General features: G+C 71.4%; 8 protein-coding genes. 4 read left to right on the top strand and 4 right to left on the bottom strand.

Features of this window, described 5'->3' with window-relative positions; genetic code table 11:
- Nucleotides 1-751: DUF1016 N-terminal domain-containing protein (locus tag ACFU5G_RS04795; protein WP_377241312.1), on the bottom strand; the 751-nt coding region annotated here is incomplete at its 3' end.
- An 84-nt stretch (nt 752-835) separates the two neighbouring features.
- A complete protein-coding gene (locus ACFU5G_RS04790) occupies nt 836-1,591 on the bottom strand; it encodes an SOS response-associated peptidase (RefSeq protein WP_377241306.1) in 756 nt (251 codons plus the stop codon).
- Between the two features lie 141 nt (nt 1,592-1,732).
- Here ACFU5G_RS04790 and ACFU5G_RS04785 point away from each other — a divergent pair, with 141 nt between their 5' ends.
- The 4 genes from ACFU5G_RS04785 to ACFU5G_RS04770 all read left to right on the top strand — a co-directional run bounded on the left by ACFU5G_RS04785 (nt 1,733) and on the right by ACFU5G_RS04770 (nt 8,115).
- Complete coding sequence (locus tag ACFU5G_RS04785; RefSeq protein ID WP_377241304.1) at nt 1,733-2,989, top strand: multidrug effflux MFS transporter; 1,257 nt, start codon at nt 1,733-1,735, stop codon at nt 2,987-2,989.
- Between the two features lie 88 nt (nt 2,990-3,077).
- Nucleotides 3,078-5,324, top strand: a complete 2,247-nt coding sequence (locus ACFU5G_RS04780; protein WP_377241302.1) for an esterase-like activity of phytase family protein — start codon at nt 3,078-3,080, stop codon at nt 5,322-5,324.
- Nucleotides 5,325-5,377: 53 nt separating this feature from the next.
- Nucleotides 5,378-6,628 carry an LCP family protein gene (locus ACFU5G_RS04775; protein WP_377241300.1) on the top strand — a complete coding sequence of 417 codons (1,251 nt, stop codon included), beginning with the start codon at nt 5,378-5,380 and terminating at the stop codon, nt 6,626-6,628.
- A gap of 191 nt (nt 6,629-6,819) precedes the next feature.
- Nucleotides 6,820-8,115 (top strand): LCP family protein, encoded by a 1,296-nt coding sequence (locus ACFU5G_RS04770; protein ID WP_377241298.1) that lies wholly within the window; start codon nt 6,820-6,822, stop codon nt 8,113-8,115.
- Between the two features lie 51 nt (nt 8,116-8,166).
- Here the strand turns inward: ACFU5G_RS04770 and ACFU5G_RS04765 are convergent, their stop codons facing one another.
- Both ACFU5G_RS04765 and ACFU5G_RS04760 read right to left on the bottom strand, forming a co-directional pair.
- Nucleotides 8,167-8,772 carry a LysE/ArgO family amino acid transporter gene (locus tag ACFU5G_RS04765; protein WP_377241296.1) on the bottom strand — a complete coding sequence of 202 codons (606 nt, stop codon included), beginning with the start codon at nt 8,770-8,772 and terminating at the stop codon, nt 8,167-8,169.
- A gap of 97 nt (nt 8,773-8,869) precedes the next feature.
- Nucleotides 8,870-9,790, bottom strand: coding sequence for a LysR family transcriptional regulator ArgP (locus ACFU5G_RS04760; RefSeq protein WP_377241294.1), 921 nt, complete (start codon nt 9,788-9,790; stop codon nt 8,870-8,872).
- Nucleotides 9,791-9,810 lie beyond the last annotated feature (20 nt).

Here is a 9,810-nt window from a genome sequence, read left to right as displayed (position 1 = left end):
CTCCCCTGCCAGGAGACGTCGGACGATCGTGGCGTACTCGCGTACTGCGGTGAGCGGGCTCGGGTAACGCTCCCCGCGCAGCGCCTGGACGAACATCTCCGGCCCGCACAGGCCTGTGCCGACCTCGATGCAAACTGCCGAACCTGTAAGCCATGCCGCGCCCGAGCTCCAGCAGGGTGTCCTGGATGCGGTCCATGAGGACGCGCTCGCGGTCACGCTCCGCGCGGTGCTCACCCGGATCCAGGTGCTCGAAGACGTAGGTGTCCTTGACGGCCTGCTGGGCGAGGTCGGAGTCAGCCGCGTCGAGCGTCGCCGTGAAGTTGGACGGTGCTGACCCGAGACGCTTCCGGAGGTCGGTCTTGATCTCGAACTCGAGACTCGCACGGGACCAGCCGTTCTGGACCGCCTTGGCGGCGTACCACTCGCGGTCCTCGCGGGTGTCGAGCTTGTCGAGCAGGACGGTGACGTGGCGCCATGGCAGTTGTGCACCAGGCTGGTGCACAAATTCGGACTCGGTCGGCCAGGCTTCTGCGACCTTCCGCATGTACAACAGGCTGCGTCGCGACCAACCCCGCTGACCTGGGAACTCACGCCGCAAGTCTGCCGAGATCTGGTCCACGACCTTCGCGCCCCAGCCTTCGTCCCGCTGCCGGTCGAGGATGTCCCGACCTACGGACCAGTAAAGCCGGAGCACCTCGGTGTTGGCGGCGCGGACGGCGCGGAACTGGGTGGTGCGGACCCGTCGCTTCAGGTCCGCGATGAACTCTCCGTAGCCGCTGGGCGTGGGGAGCTGCTGGTGTCGATAAACGGCCTCAACAGCGCCAGGTGAGAAGGCTCAGACCCGGACCGGCTCCGGGTCCTTCGGCTCCGGGTCTTCCGCGATCAGCGACGGCCCGTCGTTCTGCACCGAGCCGACGGCGTCGCCCACCGGCAGCGTGGCCAGGGGCAGGTTGTCGATCTGCAGCAGTTCGGACGCGTCGCTCACCGACGGGTCGAGCCACTGGTTCCAGGCGCTCGGCGGCAGCACGAGCGGCATGCGGTCGTGGATCGCGGCCATGCTCTCGGACGCCAGCCGGGTGATCACCGTCGTGGAGACCAGCCAGCGGTCGGGGTCGGTCTCGCTCGCGGCCGGGTTGCGCCAGAACTCATACAGCCCCGCGAACGCCGCGACGCCCGCCTCGGCCGGGTGGATCCAGTACGGCTGCTTCGGCACCTTCTTGGAGCCGGTCGCGGGCAGTGCCAGCTTGCGCCACTCGTAGTAGCCGTCGGCCAGCACCAGGCAGCGCCGGGCCTTGAACGGCTTGGCGAACGCCGGCTTGTCGACCAGCGACTCCGAGCGCGCGTTGATCATGCGCGCACCCCCGCTCGGGTCCTTGGACCAGGACGGCACGAGACCCCAGCGGGCGAGCTGCATCGACCGGCTCACCTCCGCGGAGCCCTTGGCCGCCCGCTCGACGACGATGCGCACCGGGTCCGTCGGCGCGACGTTCCAGGACGGCGGCAGCAGCCGCGCGTCCTCGGCGAGCTCCGCGATCGCGAGCTCGTCTGCGAGGTCCTGGGTCTGGGTGAAGGAGGCGAAGCGTCCGCACATGGGACCAGCATGCCCCGAGCCACTGACACTCGCGGGATGCCGGGAGCGCGGCACGGGTTCGTGGTGAACTCCGGACGAACGCCTGACCGGAGAGCGAGATCACTCTTCTCATCGTCGTATCGATTCGATAGCATCGGGCCCATGCCAACCTCTGCGCCGTCGGGCGTCTCCCCAGTCATGCCCGCGCGCCGAGCCTCCTCCCGGTCCACCGTCAAGTGGGTCCTCATGCTCGGGGCCCTGTCGGCCCTGCCCGCCTTCACCGTCGACATGTACCTGCCGGCGCTGCCGCAGGTCGCCCTGGACCTCGACTCCACCGAGGCGCTGGCCCAGCTCACGGTGTCCTGCATGCTGATCGGCGGCGGCGTCGGCCAGCTCGTCATCGGGCCGCTCTCGGACCGGTTCGGCCGCCGCGCCCCGCTCCTGGTCGGCCTCGCGCTGCACGTCGTCATCTCGCTGCTGTGCGCCGTCGTCACGAGCATGCCGCTCCTGATCGGCCTCCGCCTCGCCCAGGGCTTCTTCAACGCCGCGGCCGGCGTGGCCTCGGTCGCCATCGTGCGCGACCGCTTCGTGGGTGCCGAGGCCGCCCGCATCCTGTCCCGCCTCATGCTGGTGATCGGCGTGGCGCCGATGTTCGCGCCCACGCTCGGCACCTTCGTGCTGGCGCACGGCCCCTGGCGCTGGGTGTTCGTGGTGCTGGCCGTCATGGGCGCTGCGCTGGCCCTCGTGGTGCTCCGCGTGATGCCCGAGACCCACCCGCCGGTCAAGCGGCTCACGGGCGGCGTCCGCGCCGTCGCCGGCGGCTACGGCAAGCTGCTCAGGGACCGGCACTTCATGGCCCTCGCGGTGATCCCGGGCCTCGGCTTCGGCGTGCTGATGAGCTACGTGGTGGGCTCGCCGATCATCTTCCAGCAGGAGTACGGGCTGAGCGAGGGGCAGTTCGCCCTGCTGTTCGCGGTCAACGGCGTGGGGCTGGTCCTGTCGGCCCAGGTCAACGCGGCGCTCGTGCGCAAGGTCGCCCCGGTCCGGCTGCTCCGGTTCGGGGTGGTCGCCCAGGCGGTCCTCGTCGTCGTGCTGCTCGTGGTGGTCCTGACCGGGGCGGGCGGGCTGATCGGCCTGCTGGTCGCCCTGTGGTGCGTGCTCGCGTTCCAGGGGCTCGTCCCGGCCAACGCGTCCGCGCTGGCGCTGTCCCGGCACGGCGAGATCGCCGGCACCGCGGCGGCGATGATCGGCGCCGTCCAGTCCCTGATCGCCGGCTCGGTGAGCTCGCTCGGCGGGTTCCTCGGCGGGGACGCCGTGGCCATGGCCCTGGTGATGCTCGCGGCGGTCACGCTCGCGATCCTCGTCCTGGCGATCGCCACCCCGGCGTTCCGGCGCGGCGGCTGGCACATGCCGGTCTGAGACCCGCCCGGGAGTTCGCCGGGAGAGTTCACCGGGAGGTAGCGCCGGATTTACCGGGAGTTGGGGTGCGCCCACTTGGCTCGGCCGCATGAGCACACCCCTGCGTACCCGCGCCGCGCGCGTGGTGGCCGCCGCGGCAGCGACGTCGTTGCTGCTGCCGGCGGCCGTCGCCGTCGCCGGACCCCGCCCCAGCCCTGCCACCGAGCACCACGGCGGGACCCACCTCACCGCGACCCTCGCCGGCCGCGCCACGCTGTCTGCCGACTACCTGGCCGAGGGGCCGCCGTCCGGCGCCGCGGCCAGCCCCGGCAACGGCCGGCAGGGTCCCTGGGACGGCCAGGTGATCCCCGGTTTCTCCGCGATGGTCGACAACCACGACGGCACGTTCTGGGCCCAGCCGGACAACGGCTTCGGCGCCAAGGGCAACTCCGCCGACTTCCTGCTCCGCAACTACCTGGTGCGCCCCCAGTGGGACACGAACCGCCGCGGCTCGGGCTCCGGCGAGATCGAGGTGCTCGACTTCGTCGGGTACAACGACCACAACGACGTGCTCGACTTCGACATCGTCAACAAGGACACCACCGACCGCCTGCTGACCGGCGCCGACTTCGACATCGAGTCCCTCGTCCGCGCGGCGGACGGCACGTTCTGGGTGGGCGAGGAGTTCGGCCCGTTCCTGCTGCACTTCGACGCCGACGGCACCCTGCTGGAGGCCCCGTACGAGTTCCCTGACGGCAAGTCGCCGGGCAACCCGTACCTGGAGCCCGGCGAGAAGCCGAACGTCGGCAGCAGCCGCGGCTTCGAGGCCATGGCCGGCGTCGGCCGCTACCTCTACCCGGTGGTCGAGGGCGCGCTCGCGAACGACACCGACCCGCGCCGCCGCTGGATCTACCAGTTCGACACCCGCAAGGGCGAGTACACCGGCAAGCGCTGGGCGTACCAGACCGACCAGCCCGCCGACGTCATCGGCGACGCCTTCGCCACGGGCCGCGACACGATGCTGCTCATCGAGCGCGACGACTTCGAGGGCGACCAGTCCGTCACCAAGCGCGTGTACGAGATCGACCTCGGCACGAAGGACCGCGACGGGTTCGTGCGCAAGGAGCTCGTCGTGGACGCGCTGCGCATCGACAACCCGCGCGGCATCGACGCGGGGGAGGGCTACGGCCTGGGCGAGACGTTCGCCCTGCCCGTGCAGTCCTTCGAGACCGTCCTGTTCGTCGACAAGGACACCCTCCTGATCGGCAACGACAACAACTACCCGGGCAACGACGCGCGCGTCACCGGCACCCCGGACGACACCGAGATGGCCCTCGTCGACCTCGAGCGGAAGCGCGTGACCGACGACGGCGTCACCGTGGTCGGTCACCGCGGCGCCTCCGGCTACCGGCCGGAGCACACGCTCGCGGCCTACGAGACCGCCATCAACCAGTGCGCCGACTACATCGAGCCCGACGTGGTCTCCACCAAGGACGGCGTGCTGGTCGCCCGGCACGAGAACGAGATCAGCGGCACCACGGACGTCGCCGCGCACGCCGAGTTCGCCGGCCGCCGCACCACCAAGACGATCGACGGCGCCCGGATCACCGGCTGGTTCACCGAGGACTTCACGCTCGCCGAGCTGCGCACCCTGCGCGCCAAGGAGCGCCTGCCGCAGGTCCGGCCGCAGAACACGGCGTTCGACGGCCTCTACCTGATCCCGACGCTCGACGAGGTGCTCGACCTGGCCCGCAACAGCCGCACCTGCGACGGCGCGCCCGTCGGCGTCTACCCGGAGACCAAGCACCCCACCTACTTCGACTCGGTGGGCCTGTCCCTGGAGGAGCCGCTGGTGGCCGAGCTGCGCCGCAACGGGTTCGACGACGAGGACGCGCCGGTGATCGTGCAGTCCTTCGAGGTGGGCAACCTGCAGGAGCTCGACGAGCTCACCGACGTGCCCCTGGGCCAGCTCGTCAGCAGCAGCGGCGCGCCCTACGACCTCGTGGCCGCCGGCGACCCGCGCACCTACGCGGACCTCGTCACTCGCCAGGGGCTCCGCGAGATCGCGCGCTACGCCGACGGGATCGGCGCCGAGAAGAACGTGCTCATCCCGCGCGCCGCCGACGGCACGCTCGCCGAGCCGACCAGCGTGATCCGCGACGCGCACCGGGCGGGCCTCGAGGTGCACACCTGGACCTTCCGGCGGGAGAACCAGTTCCTGCCGGCCGAGTTCCGCTCGTCGGCCGACCCGAACGGGATCGGCGACCTCGTCGGCGAGATCCAGGTCTTCCTGGACGCCGGTCTGGACGGGTTCTTCTCGGACAACCCGGACCTCGGGGCCGCCGCGGTCAGGTGATCCCCGGGTGACTTAACAGGCCCCGTGCCGGGGTACATGCTTATGCTCGCTATGTGCCCCGGCACCTCCGTCACCAGCAAAGTCATCGCGCCGCCCGCTTTGCGGCGCTCGTCGTCGTCGGCGCGCTCGTCCTCGTCGCCGTGGGCGGCACCGCCGCCTATCTCGACCTGAAGCAGCAGATCGGCGTCAGCGACGTCTCGGGTCTCGTCAAGGGTCCGACGCCGTCCGCGGACCCCGACGACCCGTTCTCGGGCCGTAGCCTCAACATCCTCGTGCTGGGCACCGACCTGCGTGGCGGTGAGAACACCGAGATCGCCGGTGCGGGTGACGGCGGCATGCGGTCGGACACCACGATGCTGGTGCACGTCTCCGGCGACCGGTCCCGCATCGAGGTGGTGTCGATCCCGCGCGACTCGCTGGTCGACATCCCGGCGTGCAAGCTGCCCGACGGCTCCGAGTCCGGGGCCACCTACGGCATGTTCAACAGCGCGTTCACGATAGGCGGCGGCGCGGCCGAGGACCTCACCTACGCCGCGGCCTGCACCATCTCGACGGTGCAGACGCTGACCGGCGTGCCGATCACCAACCACATGGTCGTCAAGATGGACGGCGTGGTCGAGGTCGTCGAGGCGCTCGGGGGCGTGCGCATGTGCCTCCCCGAGCCGCTCGTCCAGAACCCGGCGTACGGCCGGTTCGAGCTGCCGGCCGGCGAGCAGACCCTCGACGGCCGCCAGGCGATCGGCTTCCTGCGGGCCCGGCACGGCACCGGTCTGGGCCTGGAGCAGGGCAGCGACCTCACCCGGATCGACCGGCAGCAGGCGTTCGTCGACGCCCTCGTGCGCCAGATCCTGGACCAGAACGTCGTGACCAACTCGCCGCGCCTGTACCGCACCATCGAGGCGGTGCTACGGGCTATCTCGGCCGACCCCGGCCTGGCCGACCCCGCGGCGCTCGCCGGCCTGGCGTTCAGCATCCGCGACATCGACCCGTCCGAGATCGTGTTCACCGAGCTGCCCGTGGTGGCCGCCCCGACCGACCCCAACCGGGTGGTCTGGACGGCGGACGCCACGGCGATCTGGGAGCGTCTCGCCGCCGACGAGCCGCCGCCGGGGCACGAGACCCCCGCCCCGGGCTCCGGGTCGTCCGGCAAGCCCTCCACGGGCTCCTCGGACGGTTCGTCCGACGGCGCCTCGGACGGCGCCACCGGCTCGGGATCGGCCGGCGATGACGGCGGTGCGACGCCGTCGGGCAGCCCCAGCCCCTCGCCCTCGCAGTCGCTGCTGCCGGGGGTCTGCGCGGACTGATCCGGGGCCCGGACCCCTGACGTCGCCTGGACGCAACCTGGGAACGGCTCGACTTAGTTACACGATTGTCGCAATGAGGCCCTACTCTCCGATGCGTGGCGAGTGACTTCTGGACGGCAGTGCGACCTGTCGGCGAGATAATTCCCGGGGTTCCCCGACATGCGCGCTCGGGCGAGCGCCAGCCCCGGCACGTGCGCAGCTGGCGGAAGAAGTTCGTGGTCCGCACCGTCACCATGAGTGTGGTGGGCGCGATGGCGTTCGGTTCCGCGGCGGCCGCGACGGCGTACCACAACGCGGTCTCGCAGATCGAGGTCCAGGACCTCGACGGCCTGGTGACCGAGGTGGTCGAGCCGAAGGACCCGTCCGACCCGTTCAAGGACCAGGCCGTCAACCTGCTCCTCATGGGCACGGACATCCGCGACGGTTCCAACGCCGACATCGGCGGCACGGTCTCCGGCATGCGCTCGGACACCACGATGCTGGTGCACATCTCGGCGGACCGGCAGTGGATCGAGATCGTGTCGCTGCCTCGCGACACGTTCGTCGACATCCCGTCCTGCAAGCTGCCCGACGGGAGCCAGTCGCAGCCGTACCGGGACAAGTTCAACGCCTCGTTCACCGTCGGCAGCGGCGGCACGGACATGAAGTACGCCGCCGCGTGCACGATCAACACGGTCAACGCGATCACCGGCGTGACGGTGACGAACCACGCCGTGGTCAAGATGAACGGCGTGATCGACGTCGTCGATGCGATCGGCGGCGTGAAGATGTGCCTGCCGGAGGCGCTGCACGGCAACCCGAAGTCCGCCCGCATCGACCTGCCCGCGGGCGAGAACCTGCTCGACGGCAAGACGGCGATCCAGTTCCTGCGCGTGCGCAAGGGCACGGGCATGGGCCTCGAGATGGGCAGCGACCTGACGCGCATCGAGCGGCAGCAGGCGTTCATCAACGCGACGTTCCGGCAGATCCTGTCCGCCGAGACGCTCGCGGACCCGACCAAGACGTTCCGCCTGATCAACGCGGCCCTCGGCTCGCTGAGCGCCGACCCGGCGATCGCCAACCCGGGCAGCGTGGCCGGTCTCGCGTGGTCGCTGCGCGAGATCGAGAAGCGCAACATCATCATGACCAAGATCCCGGTCTACGACACCGAGGAGAACGGCGTGGGCGGGCTCGGCTGGGGGCCGGAGGCCGCGGAGATCTTCGCGCGGGTCGCGGCCGACGAACCGCCCGCGGACGTCGTCCTGGACACCCCGGAGCCGTCCGCCTCGCCGAGCGGGAGCGGCGCGGCCGAGGAGGGCTCCGGCGACACCGGGGGTGACACGGGCGAGGCCGGGGGCGACTCCGGCACGGGCGAGACCGAGGAGGGCTCCGGCGACGCCGGAGGCTCGGAGGGCACCGAGGACGGCGAGACCGGCGAGACCGGCGGCGGCACCGAGCCGAAGCCGAGCCCGAGCCCCGAGGTGCTGCTCGACGGCGTCTGCGCCTGACGTGTCAGACGTACAGGTCACCCGGGTGACCTGTACGTCTGACACGTGGGATCAGCCGCCGAGGACGAGCGTGGCCGCCACGACCACCATCGTGACCGCGACCACGCTGTCCAGCACACGCCAGGCGCCGGGCTTCTCCAGCAGCGGCGCCAGGTAGCGCGCGCCGTAGCCCAGGGCGACGAACCACGCGGTGCTGGCGAGGCAGGCGCCGAGCCCGAACCACCAGCGGTCGTCGCCGTGCGTCGCCGCGAGCCCGCCGACGAGCACCACCGTGTCGAGGTAGACGTGGGGGTTCAGCCAGGTCAGGGCGAGGGTGGTGGCGACGGCGGCACCCATGGTCCGCGACGTCATGCTGTGCCGCCCCATGACGACCTGCTGGCCCTTCCAGGCGCGGCGGGCGGCCATGCCGCCGTAGACCAGCACGACGACGGCGCCTGCCCACCGTGCGATCTCGACCACCATGGGCGCGCTCTGGATCAGGGAGCCGAGCCCGCCGACCCCCAGCGAGATGAGCACGAAGTCGCTGACGGCGCAGATGCCGGCGACGAGGCCCACGTGCTCTCTGCGCAGGCCCTGGCGGAGGACGAAGATGTTCTGCGCACCGACGGCGACGATGAGCGAGAGGCCGAAGGCCATCCCGGCAAGCGCTGAGAGCATTCCTGAACCGTAGGAAGTCGGACAGGGGATGTCCGGTTCATGATTCGGAAGTGCGGAAGGACTGTTACAGGGTTAATGATGGGGGTACGTCCAGATTTCACGCCGGGAGCAGCTTGCGTGTTGCTTCTTTTCGCAGCGCCGCCGTGACCCGGTCGAGCACCGCGGACCGCAGCTTCCACTGCTGCAGGTGGAGCGGGACGTCCAGGACGTAGCCGGGCTCCACCAGCGTGATGCCGCCGCCGGTGCCGGCCTCCAGGCCGCCGATCGCGGGCTGCTCCAGGAGCATCCCCCAGCCCAGGCCCAGGCGGATGGTGTCCTCGTACTCGACGGTGCTCGGCACGTGGTACCGCGGCGGACGGGCGTGCGGCGCGCGTGCGCGCAGGTAGACGTCCTGCAGGTCGTCGGTCCGGTCGAAGACGACGACGGGCGCGGCGGCGAGCGCGTCCGGCGTCGGGCCGTCGGGGAACCAGCGCTCCGCGAAGGCGCGCGTGCACGCCGGGCGGTAGCGCATGATCCCGAGCGAGGTGCTGCGGCAGCCCTGCACCTGCGCGGTCTGCGACGTGACCGCGGCCATGACCACGCCCTCGCGCAGCAGGTCGGCCGTGCGGCTGTCGTCGGCGCGGTGCAGGTCGAACGTGACGCCCTCGACCTGGGCGAGGGCGGGCAGCACCCACGTGGCCAGCGAGTCGGCGCTGACCGCCAGGGGCACGGTGACGAGGCGGGCGGGCGCGCCGCTCTCCTCGTCCTTCGCCGGGGCGTCCTGGGCGCCGAGCTCGACGGCGACCTCCGCCCCGAGCAGCTCGGTCTGCCGGGCGAGGCGCAGCAGCGCCTGGCCCGACGGCGTGGCGACCACCGGGCGGGCGCGCCGGACCAGCACGCTGCCCGCGGCGTTCTCCAGCGCGCGGATGCGCTGGCTCACCGCGGACGGCGTGACGTGCAGGGCGCGGGCCGCGGCGTCGAACGAGCCCTCGGCGACCACGGCGGCCAGCGCCTCGAGCTGGCGGGAGTCCCATCGCATGGCACCAGTGTGGCGCATCT

It is taken from the genome of Promicromonospora sp. NPDC057488 (assembly GCF_042802395.1).
Taxonomy (GTDB): domain Bacteria; phylum Actinomycetota; class Actinomycetes; order Actinomycetales; family Cellulomonadaceae; genus Promicromonospora.
This window is presented reverse-complemented; position numbering and strand designations above follow the sequence as displayed.

What these genes read in the sequence shown, in the direction of transcription:
- ACFU5G_RS04790 (WP_377241306.1), bottom strand. Translation starts at nt 1,591, where the DNA reads ATGTGCGGACGCTTCGCCTCCTTCACCCAGACCCAGGACCTCGCAGAC.
- ACFU5G_RS04760 (WP_377241294.1), bottom strand. Translation starts at nt 9,790, where the DNA reads ATGCGATGGGACTCCCGCCAGCTCGAGGCGCTGGCCGCCGTGGTCGCC.
- ACFU5G_RS04780 (WP_377241302.1), top strand. Translation starts at nt 3,078, where the DNA reads ATGAGCACACCCCTGCGTACCCGCGCCGCGCGCGTGGTGGCCGCCGCG.
- ACFU5G_RS04785 (WP_377241304.1), top strand. Translation starts at nt 1,733, where the DNA reads ATGCCAACCTCTGCGCCGTCGGGCGTCTCCCCAGTCATGCCCGCGCGC.
- ACFU5G_RS04765 (WP_377241296.1), bottom strand. Translation starts at nt 8,772, where the DNA reads ATGCTCTCAGCGCTTGCCGGGATGGCCTTCGGCCTCTCGCTCATCGTC.